22 protein-coding genes and 2 pseudogenes are annotated in these 23,066 nt (G+C 66.4%); 12 read left to right on the forward strand and 12 right to left on the reverse strand.

The window, feature by feature from the left end:
- From ACZK2V_RS15295 to ACZK2V_RS15310, 4 genes and pseudogenes are all read right to left on the reverse strand, one after another.
- Positions 1–2,278 (reverse strand): annotated as a pseudogene (locus ACZK2V_RS15295) (transketolase C-terminal domain-containing protein).
- Between the two features lie 78 nt (positions 2,279–2,356).
- The gene (locus ACZK2V_RS15300) at positions 2,357–3,013 is read right to left on the reverse strand and encodes a glutathione S-transferase family protein (RefSeq protein ID WP_154264974.1); all 657 of its coding nucleotides are present in this window, start codon (positions 3,011–3,013) and stop codon (positions 2,357–2,359) included.
- A gap of 183 nt (positions 3,014–3,196) precedes the next feature.
- Positions 3,197–3,730 (reverse strand): annotated as a pseudogene (locus ACZK2V_RS15305) (GNAT family N-acetyltransferase); the annotation flags it as partial.
- A 126-nt stretch (positions 3,731–3,856) separates the two neighbouring features.
- On the reverse strand, positions 3,857–4,702 hold the full coding sequence (locus ACZK2V_RS15310) for a glycine zipper 2TM domain-containing protein (protein WP_032129667.1): 846 nt from the start codon (positions 4,700–4,702) through the stop codon (positions 3,857–3,859).
- A 163-nt stretch (positions 4,703–4,865) separates the two neighbouring features.
- On the opposite strand from ACZK2V_RS15310, the gene ACZK2V_RS15315 reads away from it, so the two are divergent.
- Complete coding sequence (locus ACZK2V_RS15315) at positions 4,866–5,081, forward strand: DUF6116 family protein (protein ID WP_049398753.1); 216 nt, start codon at positions 4,866–4,868, stop codon at positions 5,079–5,081.
- Complete coding sequence (locus ACZK2V_RS15320; protein ID WP_486322562.1) at positions 5,078–5,857, forward strand: TatD family hydrolase; 780 nt, start codon at positions 5,078–5,080, stop codon at positions 5,855–5,857. The genes ACZK2V_RS15315 and ACZK2V_RS15320 overlap by 4 nt, the downstream gene beginning before the upstream one ends.
- Before the next feature lie 72 nt (positions 5,858–5,929).
- Here ACZK2V_RS15320 and ACZK2V_RS15325 read toward each other — a convergent pair whose 3' ends face one another.
- A complete protein-coding gene (locus ACZK2V_RS15325) occupies positions 5,930–6,757 on the reverse strand; it encodes a tRNA threonylcarbamoyladenosine dehydratase (RefSeq protein ID WP_049420900.1) in 828 nt (275 codons plus the stop codon).
- An 80-nt stretch (positions 6,758–6,837) separates the two neighbouring features.
- Here ACZK2V_RS15325 and ACZK2V_RS15330 point away from each other — a divergent pair, with 80 nt between their 5' ends.
- On the forward strand, positions 6,838–7,272 hold the full coding sequence (locus tag ACZK2V_RS15330; protein ID WP_049420899.1) for a cytochrome c: 435 nt from the start codon (positions 6,838–6,840) through the stop codon (positions 7,270–7,272).
- 136 nt (positions 7,273–7,408) lie between these two features.
- Positions 7,409–7,903 carry a glycine zipper 2TM domain-containing protein gene (locus ACZK2V_RS15335; RefSeq protein WP_010486804.1) on the forward strand — a complete coding sequence of 165 codons (495 nt, stop codon included), beginning with the start codon at positions 7,409–7,411 and terminating at the stop codon, positions 7,901–7,903.
- A 70-nt stretch (positions 7,904–7,973) separates the two neighbouring features.
- Here ACZK2V_RS15335 and ACZK2V_RS15340 read toward each other — a convergent pair whose 3' ends face one another.
- Positions 7,974–8,183: a cold-shock protein gene (locus tag ACZK2V_RS15340; RefSeq protein WP_005410290.1), complete on the reverse strand. Its 210-nt coding sequence runs from the start codon at positions 8,181–8,183 to the stop codon at positions 7,974–7,976.
- A gap of 236 nt (positions 8,184–8,419) precedes the next feature.
- Between ACZK2V_RS15340 and ACZK2V_RS15345 the strand changes: the two genes are divergently transcribed.
- From ACZK2V_RS15345 to arsC, 3 genes are all read left to right on the forward strand, one after another.
- Positions 8,420–8,905, forward strand: coding sequence for a DUF456 domain-containing protein (locus ACZK2V_RS15345; protein WP_049398758.1), 486 nt, complete (start codon positions 8,420–8,422; stop codon positions 8,903–8,905).
- Positions 8,906–9,024: 119 nt separating this feature from the next.
- The gene (locus tag ACZK2V_RS15350; protein WP_019337376.1) at positions 9,025–10,179 is read left to right on the forward strand and encodes a phospholipase A; all 1,155 of its coding nucleotides are present in this window, start codon (positions 9,025–9,027) and stop codon (positions 10,177–10,179) included.
- On the forward strand, positions 10,179–10,520 hold the full coding sequence (arsC, locus tag ACZK2V_RS15355; RefSeq protein WP_201116799.1) for an arsenate reductase (glutaredoxin): 342 nt from the start codon (positions 10,179–10,181) through the stop codon (positions 10,518–10,520). Before ACZK2V_RS15350 ends, arsC begins: the two co-directional genes overlap by 1 nt.
- Before the next feature lie 71 nt (positions 10,521–10,591).
- Here arsC and ACZK2V_RS15360 read toward each other — a convergent pair whose 3' ends face one another.
- The 4 genes from ACZK2V_RS15360 to ACZK2V_RS15375 all read right to left on the reverse strand — a co-directional run bounded on the left by ACZK2V_RS15360 (position 10,592) and on the right by ACZK2V_RS15375 (position 13,729).
- Positions 10,592–11,227, reverse strand: coding sequence for a glutathione S-transferase family protein (locus ACZK2V_RS15360; protein ID WP_049421526.1), 636 nt, complete (start codon positions 11,225–11,227; stop codon positions 10,592–10,594).
- A 58-nt stretch (positions 11,228–11,285) separates the two neighbouring features.
- A complete protein-coding gene (locus ACZK2V_RS15365) occupies positions 11,286–11,621 on the reverse strand; it encodes a hypothetical protein (RefSeq protein WP_049421525.1) in 336 nt (111 codons plus the stop codon).
- Positions 11,622–11,696: 75 nt separating this feature from the next.
- Complete coding sequence (locus tag ACZK2V_RS15370; protein WP_154264010.1) at positions 11,697–12,092, reverse strand: hypothetical protein; 396 nt, start codon at positions 12,090–12,092, stop codon at positions 11,697–11,699.
- A gap of 119 nt (positions 12,093–12,211) precedes the next feature.
- A complete protein-coding gene (locus tag ACZK2V_RS15375; protein ID WP_486322563.1) occupies positions 12,212–13,729 on the reverse strand; it encodes a fumarate hydratase in 1,518 nt (505 codons plus the stop codon).
- A 147-nt stretch (positions 13,730–13,876) separates the two neighbouring features.
- Between ACZK2V_RS15375 and ACZK2V_RS15380 the strand changes: the two genes are divergently transcribed.
- The 4 genes from ACZK2V_RS15380 to ACZK2V_RS15395 all read left to right on the forward strand — a co-directional run bounded on the left by ACZK2V_RS15380 (position 13,877) and on the right by ACZK2V_RS15395 (position 18,972).
- Positions 13,877–14,773, forward strand: a complete 897-nt coding sequence (locus ACZK2V_RS15380) for an RNA polymerase sigma-70 factor (protein WP_201116809.1) — start codon at positions 13,877–13,879, stop codon at positions 14,771–14,773.
- Between the two features lie 36 nt (positions 14,774–14,809).
- On the forward strand, positions 14,810–15,259 hold the full coding sequence (locus tag ACZK2V_RS15385; RefSeq protein WP_049398766.1) for a carboxymuconolactone decarboxylase family protein: 450 nt from the start codon (positions 14,810–14,812) through the stop codon (positions 15,257–15,259).
- A gap of 982 nt (positions 15,260–16,241) precedes the next feature.
- Positions 16,242–18,113 carry an ABC transporter ATP-binding protein gene (locus ACZK2V_RS15390; RefSeq protein ID WP_107433037.1) on the forward strand — a complete coding sequence of 624 codons (1,872 nt, stop codon included), beginning with the start codon at positions 16,242–16,244 and terminating at the stop codon, positions 18,111–18,113.
- Positions 18,114–18,192: 79 nt separating this feature from the next.
- A complete protein-coding gene (locus ACZK2V_RS15395) occupies positions 18,193–18,972 on the forward strand; it encodes a ferredoxin--NADP reductase (protein WP_046984352.1) in 780 nt (259 codons plus the stop codon).
- 77 nt (positions 18,973–19,049) lie between these two features.
- On the opposite strand, the gene ACZK2V_RS15400 is transcribed toward ACZK2V_RS15395, so the two are convergent.
- Positions 19,050–19,529, reverse strand: a complete 480-nt coding sequence (locus tag ACZK2V_RS15400) for a glutathione peroxidase (RefSeq protein WP_201116810.1) — start codon at positions 19,527–19,529, stop codon at positions 19,050–19,052.
- 130 nt (positions 19,530–19,659) lie between these two features.
- Between ACZK2V_RS15400 and ACZK2V_RS15405 the strand changes: the two genes are divergently transcribed.
- Positions 19,660–21,828 carry a M3 family metallopeptidase gene (locus ACZK2V_RS15405; RefSeq protein WP_201116811.1) on the forward strand — a complete coding sequence of 723 codons (2,169 nt, stop codon included), beginning with the start codon at positions 19,660–19,662 and terminating at the stop codon, positions 21,826–21,828.
- A gap of 113 nt (positions 21,829–21,941) precedes the next feature.
- Here the strand turns inward: ACZK2V_RS15405 and cfa are convergent, their stop codons facing one another.
- A complete protein-coding gene (gene cfa / locus ACZK2V_RS15410; protein ID WP_049421515.1) occupies positions 21,942–23,057 on the reverse strand; it encodes a cyclopropane fatty acyl phospholipid synthase in 1,116 nt (371 codons plus the stop codon).
- Positions 23,058–23,066 lie beyond the last annotated feature (9 nt).

Consider the following 23,066-nt stretch of genomic DNA (forward strand, 5'->3'; position numbering starts at 1 on the left):
TCAGGGTTCCTGCGCCAGTTCAAGGGCGGCGCCAATCACCGCATTGTCGCTTGGAAGCCCGAACATTGCTGCCCCCGCCAACGGGGTATAGGTATCGGCACCGCAGACCCGGCGCAGCGGCAGGTGGCCGAAGCCGGCCTCGACGAGGGCGGTGACCACGCCCTCGCCCACCCCGCCACTATGGCGGCCCTCGTCCAGCACCAGCACCCGCCGCGCACTGGCCGCCTGACTGGCGATGAAGCCGGCATCCAGCGGCACCAGCCAGCGCAGGTCGACCACCCGCACCTGCCAGCCCAGCTGCTGCTCGATTGCCCGCGCCGCGCGCAGCGCCATCGGCACGCCGTTGCCATAGGTGTAGACCACCAGGTCGCCTGCCTCCGGCGCATAGACCCGCCCTTCGCCCGGCACCAGCGCCTGGCCCTGGGCGGGGTAGTCGAACAGCCACTGGCCATCGCCCGGCGCATGCAGGTCCTTGCTCATGTACAGCGCGATCGGCTCCAGGAACACCGCCACCCGCCCGTCCACCCGCGCCAGCGCGGCCAACGTGCGCAGCATCATCACCGCATCGTCGCCGCGCGACGGGCAACCGACCACCAGGCCGGGAATGTCGCGCAGCGCGGTGATCGAATTGTCGTTGTGGAAGTGGCCACCGAAGCCTTTCTGGTAGCCCAGCCCGGCCACCCGAACCAGCATCGGGTTGCGGTATTGGTCATTGGAGAAGAACTGCAGCGAGCACGCTTCGCCGCGCACCTGGTCGATGGCGTTGTGCAGGTAGGCCAGGTACTGGATCTCCGGGATCGGCAGCATGCCCATGTTGGCCAGGCCCTGCGCCATGCCCAGGATCATGGTCTCGTCCAGCAGGGTGTTGAACACCCGGCGTGGGCCGAAGCGGCGCAGCAGATCCTTGGTGACGGTATAGACACCGCCCTTGTGCGCGACGTCCTCGCCGAACAGCAGGCTCTGCGGATACTTCGCCAGCAGTTCCTGCAGCCCATGGTTGATCTGGATGGCGAGGTGCCGAGGTGCCTGCCGCTCGGGCAGGGCCTCCACACCGCCATACAGCGCCTCGCGCGCATCAGCGGGCACCTCGCGCCGCGCCTCGGCCTGCACCGCTGCCGGCGTGTATGGTGCCAGCGGCGCCATCACCTCCTGCAGCGACTGCAGCGTCGGGCGGCCTTCGGCATCCGCCGCCGCGGCCATGCAGCGCGCGCATCGTTTCGTAGGCGACCTCGATGGTGGCCGCATCCATCCAGCCCGACTCCATCGCGATCTGCGCCGAGCGCAGCAGCGGATCCTGCGCCTCGGCCGCGCACAGCTCCGGCAGCGCGCGCCATTCCACCTCGAAATCGGTGCCGGCGTGGCCCATCAGGCGGGTGGTGCGCAGATGCAGGAAGGTGGGCCGCCGCGTGCGCCGGCAGTGCTCCACCGCCGCCTGCACCTGGGCGTGCCCGGTGGCCAGGTCGAGACCATCAGCGAAGAAATAGTCGAGCCCCGGCTGGCGGCTGAAGCGCTCGGCAATCCAGCCTTCCGGCGTCTTCACTGAAATGCCCAGCCCGTTGTCCTCGCAGACGAACAGGATCGGCGCCGGCAGCTTCTGGTAGGCCGACCACATCGCGGTGTTGAACGCGGTCTGCGCGGTGGCATGGTTGGCCGAGGCGTCGCCGAACGAGCACAGCACGATGCTGTCGGCCGGGATCGGCAACGGCTGCCCCAGGCGCTTGCCGCTCTCGATGGCCAGCGCGGTGCCCAGCGCTTTCGGCAGGTGCGACGCGATGGTCGAGGTCTGCGGCAGCACCCACAACGGTTTGCTGCCCCACACCTTGTGGCGGCCCCCGCTGGCCGGGTCATCGGCGCTGGCGGCGAAAGACAGCGCGGCATCGCGTAGCGGATCGATGCCCGGCACCTGGCGCGAACGCTCGGCCATGAAGGCACCGGAGCGATAGTGCAGAAAGGCTGGATCGGTATGCCGGCAGGCCCGCGCCAGCAGCGCGTTGCCCTCGTGGCCGGAGGAACCGATGGTGTAGAAGACCTTGTTCTGCACGCGCAGCACGCGTGCCATCAGGTCCAGCTGGCGGCTGGCCAGCTGCGAATCGAACAGTTCGCCAAACGCTGCGGCAGTGAGCGTACTGCCCGGCAGGATCGGCGCATCCGGCGCCGGGCGCGGACGCGGGGTTCCACGCCAGCCACGCACCGCATCGAGAAAGTTGACGTCGCACACTTCGGCGCGGTTGAGCACGCGCATGCGTGCGGGAATCGGATCTGGAACCACAGCGAACATCGAACACCCTCCGTGTCGTTGTTGCATTCCGCCCGGCGCTGGCCAGACGCTACCCTGTGGGGGTCACCCTGGTGAGAGTCACGCAGCCTCGAAGCGAGCGCGCACCTCGGCGGTCACGGCCGGCATCGGCAGGAAGCGCGGTTGTTCACGCACGCGCTGCAGCCAGCCACGCACTTCCGGGAATGGCTCCAGGCTGATACCGCCCTCTCCCGCCACGTCGGTATAGGCAAACAGCGCGATATCGGCGATGCCATATCCGTTGCCGGTGAACCATTGCGCCTGGCGCAGATGCTGCTCCATCACCGCCAGCGCGGTGGCGGCGCGCTCGTGCAGGCGCGGCAGTTCGGCGCGGCGCGGTGAATCAGCGGGGGTCCAGCCACGGATGAAGCGCGCCACCGCCACGCACGGCTCGTGCGTGTATTGCTCGAAGAACATCCAGCTCAACGCCTGCGCGCGCTCCCAGCCATCGCTGGGCAGGTACGGCGTGCCCTCGGCCAGCCAGAACAGGATCGCGTTGGATTCGGTCAGCACGCGGCCATCGTCGCGGACGATCAGCGGCACCTTGGCATTCGGATTCAACGCCAGGAATTCGGGGGTGTGGGTCTGGCCATGGGCACTGTCCACTTCCACCCAGCGGTAGCGGCTGCCGAGCTGCTCCAGCAGCAGGCGCACCTTGTGGCAATTACCCGAGACCGACATGCCATGCACCGTCAACGGGACGCGCTCTTCCACCATCGCCTGCTCCATCGGATCCGGCCGGCGGCCAGCTGCGTGCAGTCTGGCAAGCGCGCCGATGAATGCCAAGCGCGGGTGCAGCATGGCAACACGGTAGTGCCGACCGCTGGCCGGCAATCGCGCGAATCTGCCGCAACGCGGTTGCCGGCCAGCGGCCGACACTACCGGGCAAGGCTCAGCGCGGCGCTGCCGCCACTGCTCGCGCGACTGGCCCCAGATCTGCATCGGCTTGTCGTTGTACGGCGCTGGCAACTCCCCCATCCGCAGCAGCGTGCTGCCGAGCTTGCGCGCCACGGCCCGCGAGTTGTCGTTGTTCTCGGCGATGGTGTGGATCACTTCGTCCCAGCCCAGCGTGTCGAACGCCCAATCGATTGCTGCAACCGCCGCTTCCGGCGCATAGCCCCGGCCCCAGCTGGCATGACGGATGCCCCAGCCGACCTCGGTACCGGGCCAGTCCTGCGGTTGCCAGGGCCCCATCCGCCCGATCCAGTCACCGCTGGATTTCTCGATCACGCTGAACATCGAGAAGCCAAACAGCTGCCAAGCGCCAGCCAGGCTGCAGAAGCCACGCCAGGCCACCGAAGGCGGCTGCACGCCACCGAGGGTGCGCATCGTTTCCTCATCAGCGAAGAATGCCAGATACGGTTCGTAGTCCTCGCGCAGCAGCGGGCGCAGGATCAGGCGCTCGGTTTCGATGCGCAGGTCGAAGATGCTCATGCCGGCTCCATGTCGAAGGAAGCGTCCATGATGGTGGATTCACGCCCCGCGCGGATGAATTTCGCCGGCTGCAACGAAACGGGCCGGCATAAGCCGGCCCGTCAGGTACTGCATGCTGCGTCTGGATTACTGGCGCGTGCTGGCCGCCGTGGCACCGGCAGCAGCGGTCTGCGTGACCAGCTGGCCGTCGACCACCGGCAGGCGATCGCTGGCCGGCTTGTTGTCCATGCGCACCGTCTTCTCGGCGCCGTCATAGCGGTAGGTCACGTTGTACCCCTTCACCACGTCGTTGGTACCCATGGCAATGCGGTTGCCCGGCTTGCTGGCCATGCGCATGGTGCCGGTGGTGCCGTCCTCGTTGCGGTAGGTCACGTTGTAGCCGGTGACGCGGCTCGACTCGGAGGTCGCGGTCTCGGTGTGGCACTGGCGCTCGGTGCGGTTGACCACGCGGCCACCCACATGGCGCTTGTCGATCTGGTTGCCGATGAAGCCACCGGCCACCGCGCCGGCCGCAGTGGCGGCCTTCTTGCCATTGCCGCCGCCGACCTGGTTGCCCAGCAGGCCACCCACCACAGCACCGACCACGGTACCGCCGACGTTGCCGTCACGTTCCGGCAGTCGCTCCTGCACCGTCACGTCCTGGCAGACTTCATGCGGGGTCTGGGTGGTGGAGGTCTCGCGCACCGCATCGGTGCCGATCACGGTGGCGTAGGCCTTCTGCTTCTCGGTGATCGGGTCGACCTTCAGCACATCGGCATATTCCAGCCCACGCGGTGCGGTCGGGTCGAGAGTGTCACCACGCGCGCCATCGTCGGTGGCGTTGCCATCGACCAGGCGCGATTCACCATTGGGGGTTCCGGCGCTGATGGAATCGGGCGATTTGTCGCCACTCTTCATGAAGGCGGCAGTGGCGATGCCACCGACCAGCAGCGCGCCCGCTGCGACCAGGACAGTTGTAGTTGTGCTTTTCATGACCTGCTCCTTGCGGACCATCCGCAACGTTCTCGAACCAGATTGCAGCATGCGCTGCCTGAACGGAATCTCCACATTTCCTGCTCATTCCCGTAACCCATTCAGCATCGGGAAATGCTGGGCCCGTGGTAGCGTTTGCATATTCCCCAGGAGGACCCCCGCCATGGCCAACCCGATGCTGCTGCCGGTACTGCAATGGGCGCGCCGGCTGCGCTACCCCACCCTGTTCAAGCTCACCGCGGGCCTGTTCGCGCTGACCCTGTTCATTCCGGACCCGATTCCGTTCGTCGATGAGCTGGTGCTCGGCTTCGGCACCCTGCTGCTGGCCAACTGGAAGCGCCGCAACACCACCACGCCTCCGCCGCTGGAGCAGCATTGAGCCTGCTGGTCGACAGCCACTGCCATCTGGACGCCAGCGAGTTCGACCGCGACCGCGCCGCGGTGGTCGAGCGTGCGCAGGCCGCTGGCGTGCACCAGCAGGTGGTACCGGCGGTGACCGCAGCCAGCTGGCCGAAGCTGCGCGAGGTCTGCCAGCAGACGCCGGGGCTGTACCCGGCCTACGGCCTGCATCCGATGTTCCTGGCCGAGCACCAGCCTGGGCACCTGCCGCTGCTGCGCGAGTGGATCGAACGCGAACGCCCCTGCGCGATCGGCGAATGTGGTCTGGACTTTTTCGTTGAAGGCCTGGATGCCGAGGCGCAACAGGCATATTTCATCGGTCAGCTGGAACTGGCCCGTGAGTTCGAGCTGCCGGTGATCGTGCATGCACGGCGCGCGGTGGATGCGGTGATCGCCGCTATCCGTCGCGTCGGCGGCCTGCGCGGCGTGGTGCACAGCTTTTCCGGCAGTCCGGAACAGGCAGCGCAACTGCACAGGCAGGGCTTCCTGCTCGGGCTCGGCGGCCCGTTGACCTACGAACGCGCGCAACGCCTGCAGCGGCTGGTGCGCGAGATGCCGCTGGAACAGCTGCTGCTGGAGACCGACGCTCCGGACCAGCCTGACGCCGGCATCCGCGGCCAGCGCAACGAACCGGCACGGCTGGCGATCATCGCCCGCCACGTGGCGGCGCTACGCGGGATGGAGCTGGACGCGGTGGCCCAGGCCACGACGGAGAACGCGCGGCGGCTGTTCGCGCTGCCCGCAATGCAACGGTAGGTGCCGGCCGCTGGCCGGCATCTGCGCTGATTCAATCATTCCGGAGTTGCCGGCCAGCGGCCGGCACTACCATCACGCGTCAGCGTGATCCTCGACCATTTCGGCCTTCACCTTCTTCGGCTCCAGCAGCATTTCCAGCGCCTTGCCGACCGCCGCGAACGCGAACGCACCGGTGATGTGGGTCGCCGCACCCAGGCCCGCGCCGCAGTCCAGCTTCAGTGCCGCATCAGCGCCCAGGTTCGGGCGGATGCCACAGACGCTGCCATCGGCCTGCGGGTACTTCACATTCTCCAGCGAATACACCGCCGGCACGCCGAAGTAGCGCTTGGCATTCTTCGGGAAGTTGAACTCGCTGCGCAGCTTCTTGCGGATCAACGCCAGCATGGCGTCGTGCTCGGTGCGCGAGACATCGCGGATGCGCACAAGGGTGGGATCGGTACGGCCACCGGCGGCACCCACGGTCAGCAGCGGCAGCTTGCGGCGGCGGCACCAGGCAATCGTCTCGACCTTGACCCGGAAGCTGTCGCAGGCATCGATCACCAGATCAAAGCCACGGTCCAGCAGTTCGGCCATGTTCGACACCGTCAGGAACGCCTGTACGGCATCGACCTCGATGTCCGGGTTGATCGCGCGGCAGCGTTCGGCCATCGCCTCGGCTTTGTTGCGGCCGTAGTTGCCTTCCATCGCCGGCAGTTGCCGGTTGGTGTTGGACACGCAGATGTCATCGGCATCGATCAGGGTCAGGTGACCGACCGCCGAACGGGCCAATGCCTCCACCACCCACGAGCCAACGCCACCCATGCCCACCACCGCCACGCGGCTGCCCTGCAGGCGCTCGAGTGCGCCCACGCCGTACAGCCGTTCGATGCCGGCGAAGCGTTGTTTGACCTGTTCGTTCATCCGGCTATTTTAACGTGCAGGCGCCAGCGCCTGCAGCGCGCCGGCATCGAACCCACCGTTGCACGTCCGGAGAGCCCGCCATGAACGCCAGCCCGCCCCGCCGCCCGTCCACCGCCTACCGCTATCTGTTCGTGCTCGGCCTGGGCCTGTTGATCGGCCTGATCGCCACGGTGATGGTCGGCCGCGCCCTGCAGGCCCGCCGCGATCCGTTCCCGGACAGCCTGATGCAGGTGATGCAACGGCAATCGCAGCTGCTGCAGCAGGCCCAGCAGCAGAACCGCTGCAGCCTGGCCGACAGCGTGCCGCGGTTGCAGGCGATGCGCCTGCTGTCCAACGACCTGGACCTGGCCTTTCCCGGGCTGAAGGACAGCGCGCAGTTCCAGCAGCATGCCAGCCAGCTGCGCGGCAACCTCAACGCCGCTCTGGCCGCGCCGCCCAGCGACTGCACGGCCCTGGCCCAGGTGGTGGAAACGGTGCAGGCCGACTGCCGCGCCTGCCACCAGGACTTCCGCTGAGCCGCATTCATCCTGCAGCCGGACAAGGCCTGCGCGGTTGGCGCCTTGTTCACGTTCAAAAGGGGACGATTCGTCCACCCTGCTGCATGACGCAGTACCACCCCAGACACCCGCCTTCACGGCCAGGAGACGCCCCATGAAGATCCAGCTCATCGCCGCCAGCGCCATCGCTACCCTTGCCCTGGCTGGCTGTGCCACCTCGCCCGGCTACGGCGGTGGTGGTTACAACAACGGCTACAACAATGGCGGCTACGGCAACAATGGTGGCTACAACCAGGGCCGCTGCGCCGACTGCGGCATCGTGACCCGCATCAACACCGTGCAGTCCGGCCGTACCGCGCCCAGCGCGACCGGCGCGATCCTGGGCGGCATCGTCGGCGCCGTGGCCGGCCACGAGATCTCCGACCACACCGGGGGCAGCCGCGGCAACAAGAACATCGCCGCCGCTGCAGGCGCGGTCGGTGGCGCACTGGCCGGCAACCAGATCCAGAAGAACGTGACCAGCGATACCTACGACATCAGCGTGCGCATGGACGATGGCCGCACCATCGTGGTCAACCAGCGCGACCTCGGCGGCATCCGCGAGAACACCTACGTGCGCGTGGTCAACGGCAAGGTCATCCTGCGCTGACCTGCATCGGGCCGACGGCAAGAAAAGGCCCGCTTGCGCGGGCCTTTTCATTTGACGGTATGCAGCGCGATCAGGTCGGCTGAACGGCGTCGGCCTGCAGGCCCTTCTGGCCCTGCACGACGGTGAAGGTGACCTTCTGGCCTTCCTTCAGGCTCTTGAAGCCCTGGGTCTGGATGGCACGGAAGTGGACGAACACGTCTTCGCCGTTTTCACGGCTGATGAAGCCGAAGCCCTTTGCATCGTTGAACCACTTGACGGTACCGGTCTCGCGATCAGACATCTCACTAACTCCCTGGTGACTCTCTCTTGTTGTAGGAAACGCCTGGTGGGCGGCTGACAAGCAAGGGGGAAGCGAGGTGCATCGATGCAGCGGATCGGGAAGATCTTGCTTCATCAGGCCACGATCCACGGTGACCTTGCCAAGCTCAGCGACTGCAACTTAACCCGCCCAAAACGAAAAAGCAACTGGCAAAATCTTTCACTGTCAACCCCAAAACGACCACCATACGGGACAGCATGGGACTCTCATTCATCTTATATCTGCTAGCGGTCATTTTTGTCCTCGTCGGCATCGCCGGAATCATCCTTCCGGCCCTCCCCGGCATCCCGCTGGTGTTCATCGGACTGCTGCTGGCTGCGTGGGCCGACGGCTTCGCCCACGTCGGCTGGCCGACCCTGGTCGCGCTGGGCGTACTGACCCTGCTCTCGCTGCTGGTGGACGTGCTGGCCACAGTGGTGGGTGCGCAGCGGGTCGGTGCCAGCCGCAAGGCGCTGTGGGGCACGTTCGTCGGCAGCATCGTCGGGCTGTTCTTCATGCCGATCGGCCTCTTTGCCGGGCCCCTGATCGGCGCCCTCGCCGGCGAGTACTGGCACACCCGTGAACTGGGCCGCTCGACCAAGGTGGGTCTGGCCACCTGGCTCGGCATCCTGCTCGGCCTGGCGTTGAAGCTGGCGGTGGTGATCGCGATGCTGGGCCTGTTCGCCTTCGCCTGGTTCCTGTAACCCGCACCGTCTTCACGCCGCGCGCACGCAGTGGCCGTGCATAAACCAAGGGGGCTGGCCGCGATGCGGTACAGCCGCCACACTGTGCGATTCCCGTATTCACCGAAGGGCCTGCTGGAATGACCCTCCCCCCGCTGCTTCCCCGCCTTGCGCCGCTGGCGCTGGCCCTGGCCAGTGCCCCATTGGCCGCGCAGGAATTCGTGCCCAGCACCGATACCTCGCCCGCGGCGTGTGCCGCCATCACCACTGACGCGGCGCGCCTGGCCTGCTATGACCGCCTGTTCGCGCATACGCCGCAGGCCACGGCCGCCGCCGATGCCGCTGCCGAGGCGGCCGCGCAGGCCCGTCGCGAAGAACGCCAGACCGCACGCGTGAGCCAGGGCGAAGAGAAACTGCGCGAGCGGGTCAGCGACCTGTTCCGCCCCGCTGCGCCGGACAGCGCGCTGGCCAATGCCGGCCGCGGTTCGCTGTTGGACAGCCGCTGGGAACTGGCCGAGGACTCCAAGCTCGGCCCATTCCAGCTGCGTGCCTACAAGCCGGTGTACCTGCTGCCGGCGTTCTGGACCAGCGACCGCAACACCACGCCGCATTCGCCGAATCCGGCCAACACGGTCACCACGCCGCAGGTGCTGGACAGCGCCGAACTGAAGTTCCAGATCAGCTTCAAGACCAAGATCGCCGAGAACCTGTTCGGCGACAACGGCGACATCTGGGCCGGCTATACCCAGAGCTCGCGCTGGCAGGCCTACAACGGCGAGGATTCGCGCCCGTTCCGCGAAACCAATTACGAGCCGGAAGTGATGATGGTGTTCCGCAACGGCTACTCGATCGGTGGCTGGCGCGGCCGCATGACCGGCATCGCGCTGAACCACCAGTCCAACGGCCGTGCCGACCCACTGTCGCGCAGCTGGAACCGGGTGATGCTCAACATCGGCCTGGACCGCGAGAACTGGGCGCTGGTGCTGCGGCCGTGGTACCGCATTCCCGAGACCCGCAGCGACGACAACAATCCGGACATCGAGGACTACATGGGCCGCGGTGATGCGACCCTGACCTGGAACCGCAACGGCCACGAAGTCTCGTTGATGGCACGCCATTCGCTGCGTACCGGCAGCCGCTCACACGGTGCCCTGCAGCTGGATTACGGCTTCCCGATCAGCAACCTGCTGCGCGGCCACGTGCAGATCTTCGACGGCTACGGCGAAAGCCTGATCGACTACAACCACAAGGCCACCTACGTGGGCGTGGGCGTGTCGCTGCTGGAGTGGTTCTGATGGACGTGACGATCTGGCACAACCCGGCCTGCAGCAACTCGCGTGGCGCATTGACGCTGATCCGCGATGCGGGCTTCGATCCGGAGGTGATCGAGTACCTGGGCAATCCACCCGATGTGACCACACTGCGCCAGGTGCTGGCCGAATCCAGATTGAGCGCACGTGATCTGGTGCGCAGCAAGGAAGCACAGTTCACCGAACTGGGACTGGAAGAGGCCGACGATGCCACGCTGCTCGCCGCGATGGCCGCACACCCGCGCCTGATCAACCGCCCCGTGGTACGCACGCCCAAGGGCACACGGCTGTGCCGCCCGCCGGAAACGGTGCTGGAGATCCTGTAACGGAAAAGGGGACGGAGGGGATCAAGTCGTTTGTGCACAAACGACTTGATCCCCTCCGTCCCCTTTTCTGTTTACCGCCAGTCGGTGATGCCTTCGCGGCGGTATACCTCGGCGAACGCCGGGCGCGCCTTCATCGACGTGGCATGCACCTTGAGCGCCGGCCAGGTGTCGCTGGGCTTCGGCATGTTGCGCGACCAGCGCATCAGCATCACCAGCATGTAGTCGACCACGCAGGGCGTGGCACCCAGCAGATACGGTCCGTGCGCCTGCAGGTGCGTGGCCACATGCTGCCAGGCCGCCTCAAGACGCTGACGGGCCATCTCGCGGCTCGCTTCGATATTTGCCTCGCCCGCCATTTCATGCGGATAGAACCAGGCACGATAGGCCGGCTGCAGCGTATTGGCACACCAGAACATCCAGCGGTAGGCATCGGCGCGCTGCGGCGTGCCCAGTGCGGGCAGCAGGTTGGCCTCCGGATGGCGGTCAGCCAGATACAGTGCGATCGCCGCCGCTTCGGTCAGTACCAAGCCATCGATCAGCAGCGTCGGCACCACACCGGCCGGATTCAGCGCCAGGTACTCCGCCGACTTGTGCTCGCGCGCGTCGAAATCCAGCAGCACCAGTTCGTGCTCGATGCCCAGCTCGATCAGCAGCCAGTGCACCACCAGCGCGGCGGTACTGGTTGAACCATACAGCGTGGTGCTCATGCGGAAGATCCCGTGCAGGTGGATCAGCCGATTATGCGCCCACGCGCGCAATCGTTGCTCAGCCGCAGCGGCTCATGCAGGTATCGCGGCCTTCGCTACAGGACATGATCGGCGTGCGTATCGCGCAGTCGTGCGTCTTCAGTTCACAGGAACGGCGCAGCTCGGGGTTGGCAATGTCCTTGCAGCGTTTGTCCGGCGCCGGCGCCATCTGTTGTTCGCAGCTGAAGTCGTTGCTGCCGATACTACCCCGCGCCATGCAGCTGCGATAGTCGGCCTGGCACTGCATGCGGCACTGCGAGGAGGCGGAAAAATCCGCACCTTCGTAGGATGAGGTTGTGGTGCAGCCGGCCAGGACCAGCAGGAACACAGCCGCGACGGATCGATGCAGGCGCATGGGCACATCCAGTGCAGGGGTGTGCCGACCCTAGCAGACTACGGTTACTCGTGCAGGCAGCGACGCGCCCCCCGATCAGTACACCGGAATCCCGGTGTCGGTGCGGACTTCATTCACGGTGCCGCCGCAGGAGAGCAGGCACTGGGCGTACGGAGCACTGCATGAAGGAAGCGCCGGGGAACCGCAATAGGTGCCGGCACCGTTGCCCCCTTCGCAATTGTGCCGCTGCCTGTCGTCGGCGATACCACTGCAACGGCTGATGATCCGGCTCTTCTCGCTTTCGCAGCTGCGCTGATCCGACTCCGCGCGGGCGCGGTTGTGGAAGTCGCACGTCGCCTTCTGGCTCTCGCAGACCGACGCGCAGATCCTCCCCGCTTCGTGGGTTGGCGGTTCGACGAAATAACGTGGCCCGCAGGCACTGCACGCCAGCGCAACGACCAGCAATACGAAAACACGCGACCACTGCAGCACGATGGACTCCCTTCCAATACGTCAGACAGCGCACGTTAGCAGAGCACATCATCCACGGGCAGGCTGCATGCAACAACGGCGCCACACGGGCGCCGTTGTCTGGACCGGAACGGGAGAAATTACTCCACCACCACCGGAATCTTGCCGATGCGGGCCTGCCATTCGCGCGGGCCGGTCTTGTGCACCGATTCGCCAGTGGAGTCGACCGCCACGGTCACCGGCATGTCCTGCACGGTGAACTCGTAGATCGCTTCCATGCCGAGGTCGGCGAAACCAACCACCTTCGCCGCCTTGATCGCCTTGGACACCAGGTAGGCCGAACCACCAACGGCCATCAGGTAGGCCGACTTGTTGTCACGGATCGCCTCGATGGCCGCCGGGCCGCGCTCGGCCTTGCCGACCATGCCCAGCAGGCCGGTCTGTTCAAGCACCTGACGGGTGAACTTGTCCATGCGGGTCGCCGTGGTCGGACCAGCCGGGCCCACCACTTCGTCGCGCACCGGATCGACCGGGCCGACGTAGTAGATGAAGCGGCCCTTCAGATCGACCGGCAGTTCCTCGCCCTTGTTGAGCATGTCGACCATGCGCTTGTGCGCTGCGTCGCGGCCGGTCAGCAGCTTGCCGTTCAGCAGCAGGGTCTGGCCCGGCTTCCAGCTGGCCACATCGTCCGGCGTGATCGTGTCCAGGTCCACGCGGGTGCCCTTGGACGAATCGTAGGTCAGCTTCGGCCAGTCCTCCAGCGACGGCGGGTCCAGCATCACCGGGCCGCTGCCATCCAGGGTGAAGTGCGCATGGCGGGTGGCCGCGCAGTTCGGGATCATCGCCACCGGCAGGTTGGCCGCGTGGGTCGGGTAGTCGTTGATCTTGATGTCGAGCACGGTGGTCAGGCCACCCAGGCCCTGCGCGCCAATACCCAGCGCGTTGACCTTCTCGTACAGCTCCAGGCGCAGCTCTTCAATGCGGTTGGAGGCACCACGGGCCTGCAGCTCGGTGATGTCGATCGGCTCCATCAGCGCTTCCTTGGCCAGCAGCATCGCCTTCTCGGCGGTGCCGCCGATGCCGATGCCGAGCATGCCCGGCGGGCACCAGCCGGCGCCCATGGTCGGCACGGTCTTCAGCACCCAGTCGACGATGGAATCGGACGGGTTGAGCATGGCGAACTTGGTCTTGGCTTCCGAACCACCACCCTTGGCGGCGACGATGACGTCGACGGTGTTGCCCGGCATCACCTTGACGTTGACCACGCCCGGGGTGTTGTCCTTGGTGTTGATGCGCTTGCCGGCCGGATCAGCCAGCACCGAAGCGCGCAGCTTGTTGTCCGGGTGCATGTAGGCGCGGCGCACGCCTTCATTGGCCATGTCTTCCACGCCCATGGTGGCGTCGTCCCAACGCACGTCCATGCCGATTTCCAGGAACACGGTGACGATGCCGGTGTCCTGGCAGATCGGACGGTGGCCTTCGGCGCACATGCGCGAATTGATCAGGATCTGCGCCATCGCTTCCTTCGCGGCCGGCGACTCCTCGCGCTCGTAGGCGGCGGCAAGGTTCTTGATGTAGTCGACCGGGTGGTAGTACGAGATGTACTGCAGCGCGTCGGCGATGGACTGGATGAGGTCTTCCTGCTTGATCGATGTCACGACTTGCTCGCTTGCTGGAGGCTGGCGGGGGTAATCCCCCCATTTTACCCCCTCCCCCGGCCGCAGGGTGGTAGTGCCGGCCGCTGGCCTGCACTATCCACGCACACCCTCTGTCACGCCACGCGCCACTACGGCGTCCTTGCCCACATGAACGCTGAAACCGCTTTCCAGACCCACCGTCCGCGCCTGATGGCGCTGGCCTACCGCCTGCTCGGCAGTCGCGCCGACGCCGAAGACGTGGTCCAGGATGCCTGGCTGCGTTGGTCCGGGGCGGACCCGGCCAGCGTCCGCGATCCCGAGGCGTGGCTGGTCACTACCACCACCCGGCTCGGCCTGGACCGGCTGCGCGCGGCCAAGCGCGAGCGCGTGCACTACGTCGGACCGTGGCTGGCCGAGCCACTGGCGGTCACCCTGGAGCCCGACCCAGCGCCCGGCCCCGCCCAGCTGCATGCGTTTGCCGACGATGTCTCGGTGGCTTTCCTGACCCTGCTTGAACAGCTCGGCCCCGAGGAACGCGCCGCCTTCCTGCTGAAGGAAGCCTTCGACCACGATTACCGTGAGATCGCCGAGCTGATCGGCCACAGCGAGGCCAACTGCAGACAGCTGGTGCACCGTGCCCGGCAGCGCCTGCAGGCCGGGCGGCCACGCTTCAATGCCGACGCCAGCCAGCACCGGCAGCTGCTGGCGCGCTTCATGGACGCTTCCCAGCGCGGCGACAGCGAGGCGATCCAGGCCCTGCTGCACGCCAACGCGGTACTGGTTTCCGACGGCGGTGGCGTGGTTACCGCGGCGGTGCGGCCCCTGCTCGGCGCCGAACGCATCGGCCGCCTGTTCTGGGCCATCGCGCGCCGCGGCCTGGGCCACACCGCGCAGATGGGCTGGGTCAACGGCGAGCCGGCGATCCTGCGCTTCCTCGGCGACCGCCTGCATTCGATCACCACCATCGAAGTGGTCGATGGCCGCATCGCCAACGTGTACAGCGTGTTGAATCCGGAAAAGTTGCCGGACGTTGTCACGCGCGGTGACGGCACGGCGTCCTTGTAATGAAAGGCGGCCATCGTGGCCGCCGTGGAGCCGAAAATGTCCGACCACGCCTCTCCCCGCGTCCCTTACACCCGCCTGGCCGCCGAAGCCTTCAAGGGCCTGCTGGCCACCAGCCAGGCGGTGCATGACAGCTCGATCGATCCGACCCTGATGGAACTGGTGTTCCTGCGCGTGTCGCAGCTCAACGGCTGCGGCTACTGCATGGACATGCACGGCACGGCGCTGCGCAAGGGCGGCATCGAGCCGCGCAAGCTCGATACCCTGCCCGCCTGGCACGAAAGCCGTTTCTTCGATGCACGCGAGCGTGCGGCGCTGGGCTGGGCCGAGGCACTGACCCGGCTGACCGACGGTGCACCGTCACAGGCGGCGTTCGATGCACTGGCACCGCACTTCGATGAGAAGGGCATCAGCGACCTGAGCATGGGCATCGCGGTGATCAATGCCTGGAACCGGCTGGGCGCCGGGCTGCTGCCGCCGCTGCCCTGAGCGCTTCGTTGACAGTGCCTGGACCGCCGGGCACTGTACCTGCCCCGCAGGAAGCATCCGAACGTCATGGCCGACGAAGCCCCCGACACGCCCAGCAAGGAGGCGCTGAAGGCGCTGACCCAGTACCGGGAGCGGGACACCGCGCCGCCCGAACTCCTGTCGACGCTTGAACGGCATGGACTGTTGTGGCCCGTCGAACATCCGGGCCATGAGGCCCTCCAGGTGCGGATGTTCGCCGCCTATGCCCGCGCCGACCGCCAGCATGTGGCAGACAACTTCATCCTCGGCGTGCAGGAGAACCGCAGCGACCTGCGCGCCGGGCTGTCGGCGTATGCGTTCATGGTGCACTTCCCCAGGCATCAGGAGCAGCCACACCCCAGCCTCGCCTGTGCGGTCTGCGGCCAGGTTCGCGAAGGCAGATTCGACCCGACCAGCTGGGCGCGCGTCCGCCACAACATCGGGGTCGTGCTCGGCGGAAGCGTAAACGCCATCACCTTCCTGTTGGAACAACACAATCTGACGCCCAGACGGGCGCCCGGCGACATGAGCACACTGGTGGCACTGCTGCGGCTGCTGCACCACGAGAGCGACGCCAAGGACACCCCGTCGACCATCGTCAAACGCGTGCGCGCTGCCGGGCCTGAAACTGTCCGTCGAGCAGGCGCGTCACCTGCTGGATGCCCTGGGCCATGCCGGGCTGCTGCAGACCCCCGAGCATCCCGGCCTGGCGCAACGCTTCACCCGGGTCGGTCTGGCACCGCGCACGTCGCGCTCTTCGGACTGGAGCTATCCCGTCGATTTCTGGAAAGGCGCCTACGGCATCGACAGCGGGGCCCTGCGCTTCTGGTTCGCTCACCATCCTGCGCTGCTGGCTGCGCTGGACTGAGCGCGCAGGCGGCGCCGACGCGCTGCCCTGCCGGCGCATGGCAGGCATGCGCCCCGTTCATGCCTCCGCCACGCGCAGGGCGCGCACAATACGCGCATGCCTGCTACCCCCACCGCTGGCGCTGCCGCCGCGAAGAAACCCAGCCTGCGCCAGCGCTTCAGGGCGATGCGCAACCTGCCACCGTTCCTGCGCATGGTCTGGAAGACCAGCCCCGCGCTCACCCTGGCCAGCCTTGGCCTGCGCCTGATCCGTGCGCTGCTGCCGGTGGCGATGCTCTACGTCGGCAAGCTGATCATCGACAGCGCGCTGCACCTGAGCCAGCACGATGCCGGCTTCCCGCCACTGGGCGAGGCGCTGTCCAGCGGCATACTGAATCCGCTGCTGGGCCTGCTGGCGCTGGAATTCGGCCTGGCCATCGCCTCGGATCTGCTCGGCCGGCTGGTCAGCTACGCCGATGCCCTGCTCTCGGAACTGTTCGCCAACGTCACCAGCATCCGGTTGATGGAACACGCGGCAACGCTGGATCTGGAGGACTTCGAGGACCCGGACCTGCAGGACAAGCTGGACCGTGCGCGACGCCAGACCATGGGCCGGATGAACCTGATGAGCCAGTTGTTCGGCCAGGTGCAGGACGCGATCACCGTGGCCAGCCTCGCCGTCGGCCTGCTGGTCTACGCGCCGTGGTTGATCCTCCTGCTGGCGCTGGCGCTGGTGCCGGCCTTCATCGGCGAATCGCACTTCAATGCGGCCGGCTACAGCCTCAACTTCCAGTGGACGCCCGAGCGCCGCCAGCTCGACTACCTGCGCCAGCTCGGCGCCAGCGTGGAAACGGCCAAGGAAGTGAAGATCTACAACCTGCACCGCTTCCTGGTGGAGCGCTACCGGCGCCTGTCGGTGGCGCTGTTCCAGGCCAACCGCGCCCTGGCCCGGCGCCGCGCGTTCTGGGGCACGCTGCTGGCCGCACTGGGCACGCTGGGCTACTACACCGCCTACGCCTACATCGCCTGGCGCACGGTGCGCGGCGACTTTTCGATCGGCGACCTGACCTTCCTCGCCGGCAGCTTCCTGCGCCTGCGCCAGCTGCTGGAGGGCCTGCTGATCGGCTTCTCGCAGGTGGCCAGCCAGGCGCTGTACCTGGATGACCTGTTCTCGTTCTTCCAGATCCAGCCGGAAATCCACTCGCGCGAAGGTGCAGTGCGCGTGCCGCAGCCGATCCGCCAGGGCTTCGTGTTCGAGAACGTCGGCTTCCGCTACCCGGATGCCGAGCAATGGGCGGTGCGCCACCTTGATTTCCAGCTGCAGGCCGGCGAAGTACTGGCGCTGGTCGGTGAGAACGGCGCCGGCAAGACCACCCTGGTCAAGCTGCTGGCGCGGCTGTACGAACCGGACGAGGGCCGCATCCTGCTCGATGGCCGCGACCTGCGCGACTACGACCTGGACGACCTGCGCGCCAACCTCGGGGTGATCTTCCAGGACTTCGTGCGCTACAACCTCAGCGCCGGCGAGAACATCGGCGTCGGCCAGGTCGAGGCGATGGACGATCAGGCACGCATCGCCGACGCCGCGCGGCGCGGCATGGCCGAGGAAGTGATCGACGACCTGCCCGGCGGCTACAACCAGCTGATCGGTCGCCGCTTCAAGCAGGGCGTGGACCTGTCCGGTGGCCAATGGCAGAAGATCGCCATCGCCCGTGCATGGATGCGCAATGCGCAGGTGATGATCCTGGATGAGCCAACGGCGGCGCTGGATGCGCGAAGTGAGTTCGAGGTGTTCCAGCGGTTCAGGGAACTGGCGGATAATCGCACCGCAGTGCTGATTTCCCACCGTTTTTCCTCGGTACGCATGGCCGATCGCATCCTGGTGCTGGCCGATGGCCGGATCGAGGCCAGCGGCACCCATGAAGAGCTGATGGCCCAGGGCGGCCGCTACGCCGAGCTGTTCGAGCTGCAGGCGGCCGGCTACCGCTGAGAACGCCTCTCGTTCCGCCTAATGAGAACCTGTCTCATTTGAGATAGAATCACCCCGACGACTTCCGATAGATACGCCCATGTCCTCCGCTTTTGGCGCCGAAACGGTGCTTGAGGTCCGTCATTGGACCGATGCCTACTTCAGCTTCACCCTCACCCGCGACAGCGGTTTCCGCTTCGAGAACGGCCAGTTCGTGATGATCGGCCTGGAAACCGAGGCGCGGCCGCTGCTGCGCGCGTATTCCATCGCCAGCGCCAACTGGGAAGAGCATCTGGAGTTCTTCAGCATCAAGGTGCAGGACGGCCCGCTGACCTCGCGCCTGCAGCACATCAAGCCGGGTGACAAGGTGCTGGTCGGCAAGAAGCCCACCGGCACCCTGCTGATCAGCGATCTGCACCCCGGCAAGAACCTGTACCTGCTGGGCACCGGCACCGGCATGGCGCCGTGGCTGTCGGTCATCAAGGACCCGGAAACCTACGAGCGCTTCGAGAAGGTGATCCTCTGCCACGGCGTGCGCTACGAAAAGGACCTGGCCTACCGCGATTACTTCGAGAAGGAACTGCGTGAGCACGAATTCCTGGGCGAGATGATCGGTGACAAGCTGCTGTACTACCCGGCCGTCACCCGCGAGCCGTTCGCCAACCAGGGCCGCCTGACCCAGCTGATGGAAAGCGGCGAGATGCAGCGCACCCTCGGCCTGCCGGAGCTGAGCCCGGAGAACGACCGCGCGATGATCTGCGGCAGCCCGCAGATGCTGGCCGACCTGCGCAGCGTGCTCGATGCCCGTGGCTTCCAGGTCTCGCCGCGTATCGGCCAGCCGGGCCACTACGTGTTCGAGCGCGCGTTCGTCGAGAAATAAGCAAAAAGGGGACGGAGGGGATTAAGTCGTTTGTGCACAAACGACTTAATCCCCTCCGTCCCCTTTTTGGGTTCATCTCACAGCAGCGCTTCGATCTCGCCGCGCAGCTGCTCCGGCCTGGTGGTGGGCGCATAGCGCGACACCACCTGCCCCTGGCGGTCGACCAGGAACTTGCTGAAATTCCACTTGATGCGGGCGCTACCCAGCAGGCCGCGCTTTTCGCGTGACAACCATGCCCACAACGGATCAGCCCCGTCGCCGTTGACCTCGATCTTCTCCGACAGCGGGAAGCTGACCGGGTAGTCCAGCGAACAGAACTGGCGGATCTGCGCGGCGTCGCCCGGTTCCTGTGCACCGAACTGGTTGCATGGGAACCCGATCACCACCAGGCCACGCTCGCGATACTCCTGCCACAGCTGTTCCAGCCCGGTGTACTGCGGGGTGAAGCCACAGCGGCTGGCGACATTGACCAGCAGCAACGGGTGCCCCTGGTACCGGGCCAGGGCCTGCGGCTGGCCGTCGAGGTCGCGGAAGCTGAAGTCGTAGGCAGTGGTCATGGCAGCGGGCCGTGGGCGGTGAATGCATGGTACCCGCGCCCGGCCCCGGCAACATGCCTTTTGACACAAGTGCGGGCGCCGCCGGCCGGGTTACCCTCGGGCCCTTGTTTGCCTTACCGGAGTTCCTACCTTGACCACTCGCCTTGCCCTTGCCGTGGCCATGTCCCTCGGCCTTGCCCTGCCCGCCTTCTCGGCCGGCGCCGCAACCCCGGCTGCCAGCACCCATGCCCAGCAGGCCAATCCGTTCTTCGCCGAAAGCCCGCTGCCGCTGCACTTCCCGCAGTTCGACAAGATCAAGGACAGCGACTTCGCCCCGGCCTTCGACGCCGGCATGGCGCAGCAGCTGAAGGAAGTGGAGGCGATCGCCAACAACAAGGCCAAGCCGACCTTCGACAACACCATCATCGCCCTGGAAAAGAGCGGTGACATCCTCGACCGTGCGACCACCGTGTTCTTCAGCCTGGTCGGCGCCGACACCAACGACACCCGCAAGAAGCTGCAGGCTGATTACTCGGCGAAGTTCGCCGCGCACAGCGATGCGATCGCGCTGAACGGCAAGCTGTTCGCCCGCATCCAGGCGTTGTATGACACCCGCAGCCAGCTGGGCCTGGACGCCGAAGGCGTGCGTCTGGTCGAGAAGTACTACGACAACTACGTGCGTGCAGGCGCCAAGCTGTCCGAGGCCGACAAGGCCACGCTGAAGGAGATGAACGCCGAGCTGGCCAACCTGGGCACCAAGTTCAGCCAGAACGTGCAGTCGGAAGTGAACGCTTCGGCGATCACCGTCGACGACGTCAAGGAGCTGGACGGCCTGTCCAAGGAGCAGATCGCTGCCGCCGCCGAAGCCGCCAAGGCCCGTGGTCTGGAAGGCAAGTACGTGATCACCCTGCTCAACACCACCGGCCAGCCGCCGCTGACCAACCTGGCCAACCGCGCCCTGCGCCAGAAGATCTACGAAGCCTCGACCACCCGCGGCAGCCGCGGCGGTGAGTTCGACAACACCGCGCTGGTCTCGCGCATCATGCAACTGCGTGCCGACAAGGCCAAGCTGATGGGCTTCCCGAACTTCGCCGCCTACAACCTGACCAACCAGACCGCCAAGACCCCCGAAGCGGTCAACGCGATGCTGGGCAAGCTGGCTCCGGCCGCCGTGGCCAACGCCAAGCGCGAAGCCGCCGATCTGCAGGCGATGATCGACAAGGAACAGAAGGCCGCGCGCAAGCCGACCTTCCAGCTGGAACCGTGGGACTGGGCCTTCTACAGCGAGAAGGTGCGCCAGGCCAAGTACAACTTCGACGAGTCGCAGCTGAAGCCGTACTTCGAAATGAAGAACGTGCTGGAGAACGGCGTGTTCTACGCCGCGGGCCAGGAATTCGGCCTGACCTTCAAGCAGCGCACCGACCTGCCGGTCTACCACGATGACGTCACCGTCTACGACGTGTTCGACGCCGACGGCAGCCAGCTGGCGATCTTCATCTTCGACCCGTATGCACGTGCCTCCAAGCGCGGTGGCGCGTGGATGAACTCCTACGTCTCGCAGTCCAAGCTGACCGGCTTCAAGCCGGTGGTCGCCAATCACCTGAACATTCCGAAGCCGCCGGCCGGCCAGCCGACCCTGCTGACCTGGGACGAGGTGAACACCACGTTCCACGAGTTCGGCCACGCCCTGCACGGCATGTTCTCCAACGTGAAGTACCCGTACTTCTCGGGCACCTCGGTGCCGCGTGACTTCGTCGAGTTCCCCTCGCAGGTCAACGAGATGTGGGCCGACAACCCGGTCATCCTGAAGAACTACGCCAAGCACTACCAGAATGGTTCGGCGATGCCGCAGGCACTGCTGGACAAGGTGCTGGCGGCAGCCAAGTTCAACCAGGGCTTCGCCACCACCGAGTACCTGGGTGCGGCCATGCTGGACCAGCGCTGGCACCAGATTGGCGCCGACCAGGTGCCGGCCGCCAAGGACGTGATGGCCTTCGAGCGCGCCGCGCTGGAGAAGGACGGCATCTACTACGCGCCGGTTCCGCCGCGCTACAAGACCCCGTACTTCAGCCACATCATGGGCGGCTACTCGGCCGGCTACTACGCCTACATCTGGTCGGAAGTGCTCGACGCCAACACCCAGAAGTGGTTCAAGGACAACGGCGGCCTGAGCCGCAAGAACGGCGACCACTTCCGCGCCACCCTGCTGTCCAAGGGCGGCAGCGTGGATGCCATGCAGCTGTTCCGCGATTTCGCCGGCCACGAGCCGCAGATCGAACCACTGCTGGAAAAGCGTGGCCTGACCGGCGCCGGCAACTGATCGCCCGCGCGGTAGCCTGAAACGAAAACCGCCCGGGAGACCGGGCGGTTTTTTTTGTTGGGGTTGGGGTCGGATCCCTTTCCAACGGAAAGGGCTCCGACCCGACCATGAACTCACCGCGGCGCCACGTACCCACCCGGCACGCCTTCCGGCGACAGCACCAGCTGCCACAGCTGCGCGTGCCGGCAACGGAAGGTGGCCATCGACCCGGCCAGGTAGAAGCGCCACATGCGCCGGAAGTGCTCGTCGTAGCGCGCATCCAGCCGCGGCCACGCCGCTTCCACGTTGCGCCGCCAGGCCTGCAGGGTCAGGTCGTAATCGGTACCGAAGTTGTGCCAGTCCTCCAGCACGAAGCGGCCCTCGAACGCCTTGGTGATCTGCACCGCCGATGGCAGCATCGAGTTGGGAAAGATGTAGCGCGCGATCCACGGATCGGTACGATGCCGCGAGATGTTGGTGCCGATGCTGTGCAGCAGCAGCAGGCCGCGCGGTGACAGGCAACGCCTGGCCACCTCGAAGAAGCTGGCGTAGTTCTTGTCGCCGACGTGCTCGAACATGCCGATCGAGAAGATCGCATCGAACGGCTCGTGCAGTTCGCGGTAGTCCTGCAGGCGGATCTCGATCGGCAGGCCGGCGCACAGTTCGCGGGCGAACTCGGCCTGCTCCTGCGAAATGGTCACGCCGACGCCACTGACACCGTAGCGCTCGGCGGCAAACTTCAGGGCTTCGCCCCAGCCACAGCCGATGTCCAGCACACGCTGCCCCGGGCGCAGGCCCAGCTTGCGGCAGACCAGGTCAAGCTTGGCTTCCTGCGCGGCGTCGAGATCGCCGGCATTGCGCCAGTAGCCACAGCTATAGACCAGGCGCTGGCCCAGCATGGCCTGGTAGAGATCATTGCCGAGGTCGTAGTGGCGGCGGCCCACCTCGTAGCTGCCCTGTCCCACCTGCAGGTTGAACAGGCGCGCCTTCAGTGCATCGGCCACTTCGCGCCAACCGTGCACCCGTTCGTCCAGGTGCGCCTGCATCAGGTGAACAAGGAATTCATCCAGGACGTTGGCATCCCACCAACCGTCCATGTAGCTCTCGCCGAGGCCAAGCGAGCCGTGCGCCATGACCCGCGCGAAGAAGCGCGGATCATGAACCTGGATATCCTGTGGCTGGGTACCGCCGATGCGGACCCCGGCTTCCTGCAGCAGGCCGGCGACCCGCTCCTGCAACCCTGTATCCACGCCACCTCC

The organism is Stenotrophomonas sp. 93052_Sma, assembly GCF_056481145.1.

Bases quoted from the DNA above. Each gene is read 5' to 3' on its own strand.
- ACZK2V_RS15300 (WP_154264974.1), bottom strand. From the start codon at position 3,013: ATGGTGGAAGAGCGCGTCCCGTTGACGGTGCATGGCATGTCGGTCTCG.
- ACZK2V_RS15310 (WP_032129667.1), bottom strand. From the start codon at position 4,702: ATGAAAAGCACAACTACAACTGTCCTGGTCGCAGCGGGCGCGCTGCTG.
- ACZK2V_RS15315 (WP_049398753.1), top strand. From the start codon at position 4,866: ATGGCCAACCCGATGCTGCTGCCGGTACTGCAATGGGCGCGCCGGCTG.
- ACZK2V_RS15325 (WP_049420900.1), bottom strand. From the start codon at position 6,757: ATGAACGAACAGGTCAAACAACGCTTCGCCGGCATCGAACGGCTGTAC.
- ACZK2V_RS15330 (WP_049420899.1), top strand. From the start codon at position 6,838: ATGAACGCCAGCCCGCCCCGCCGCCCGTCCACCGCCTACCGCTATCTG.
- ACZK2V_RS15335 (WP_010486804.1), top strand. From the start codon at position 7,409: ATGAAGATCCAGCTCATCGCCGCCAGCGCCATCGCTACCCTTGCCCTG.
- ACZK2V_RS15340 (WP_005410290.1), bottom strand. From the start codon at position 8,183: ATGTCTGATCGCGAGACCGGTACCGTCAAGTGGTTCAACGATGCAAAG.
- ACZK2V_RS15345 (WP_049398758.1), top strand. From the start codon at position 8,420: ATGGGACTCTCATTCATCTTATATCTGCTAGCGGTCATTTTTGTCCTC.
- ACZK2V_RS15350 (WP_019337376.1), top strand. From the start codon at position 9,025: ATGACCCTCCCCCCGCTGCTTCCCCGCCTTGCGCCGCTGGCGCTGGCC.
- arsC (WP_201116799.1), top strand. From the start codon at position 10,179: ATGGACGTGACGATCTGGCACAACCCGGCCTGCAGCAACTCGCGTGGC.
- ACZK2V_RS15360 (WP_049421526.1), bottom strand. From the start codon at position 11,227: ATGAGCACCACGCTGTATGGTTCAACCAGTACCGCCGCGCTGGTGGTG.
- ACZK2V_RS15365 (WP_049421525.1), bottom strand. From the start codon at position 11,621: ATGCGCCTGCATCGATCCGTCGCGGCTGTGTTCCTGCTGGTCCTGGCC.
- ACZK2V_RS15380 (WP_201116809.1), top strand. From the start codon at position 13,877: ATGAACGCTGAAACCGCTTTCCAGACCCACCGTCCGCGCCTGATGGCG.
- ACZK2V_RS15385 (WP_049398766.1), top strand. From the start codon at position 14,810: ATGTCCGACCACGCCTCTCCCCGCGTCCCTTACACCCGCCTGGCCGCC.
- ACZK2V_RS15390 (WP_107433037.1), top strand. From the start codon at position 16,242: ATGCCTGCTACCCCCACCGCTGGCGCTGCCGCCGCGAAGAAACCCAGC.
- ACZK2V_RS15395 (WP_046984352.1), top strand. From the start codon at position 18,193: ATGTCCTCCGCTTTTGGCGCCGAAACGGTGCTTGAGGTCCGTCATTGG.
- ACZK2V_RS15400 (WP_201116810.1), bottom strand. From the start codon at position 19,529: ATGACCACTGCCTACGACTTCAGCTTCCGCGACCTCGACGGCCAGCCG.